Below are 650 nucleotides of genomic sequence, written 5' to 3'. Positions count from 1 at the left end.
TGATGGATACCCGTGCGCCGATTGAATTCCTCAAAGGCGCATTCCCCGGCGTGCTCAACCTGCCGCTGATGACCGACCACGAGCGCGAGCGCGTGGGTACCTGCTACAAGCAGCAAGGGCAGCAGGCTGCGGTGATCCTGGGGCATCAACTGGTGTCGGGCCAGACCAGGGCCGAGCGTCTTCAGGCCTGGGCCGATTTTGCCCGGGCCAACCCCGAGGGATGCCTGTACTGCTTTCGTGGCGGCATGCGCTCGCAAATCGTACAGCAGTGGCTCAAACAGGACGCCGGCATCGACTACCCGCGTGTTACCGGCGGCTATAAGGCGCTGCGTACGTTTCTGATTCAAACCGTCGACGACGCGGTCGAGCAGTGCGATTTACTCGTGCTCGGCGGGATGACCGGCACCGGAAAAACCGACGTGCTGGTGCAGCTCGACAATGCACTGGACCTGGAAGGTCATGCCAATCACCGGGGGTCGAGTTTCGGCAAACGGGCGACCGGGCAGCCGACGAACATCGACTTTGAGAACCGGCTGGCCATTGATGTCCTGAAAAAACGCGCCAACGGTCACCAGCAATTTGTGCTTGAGGACGAGAGCCGTACCGTGGGCAGTTGCGCGTTGCCGTTGCCGCTCTATCAACGCATGCAG

Annotated in this window: 1 protein-coding gene; it reads left to right on the top strand. The window is 61.5% G+C overall.

Annotated features, from left to right (window positions below):
- Nucleotides 1–2: 2 nt before the first annotated feature.
- Nucleotides 3–650 (top strand): tRNA 2-selenouridine(34) synthase MnmH (gene mnmH, locus TU76_RS24115; protein ID WP_048352669.1); only part of this gene is annotated, 648 nt, incomplete at its 3' end.

It is taken from the genome of Pseudomonas psychrophila (assembly GCF_001043005.1).
Taxonomy (GTDB): domain Bacteria; phylum Pseudomonadota; class Gammaproteobacteria; order Pseudomonadales; family Pseudomonadaceae; genus Aquipseudomonas; species Aquipseudomonas psychrophila.
The sequence above is the reverse complement of the archived record's forward strand: the minus strand, read 5'-3'. Positions and strand labels throughout refer to the sequence as shown.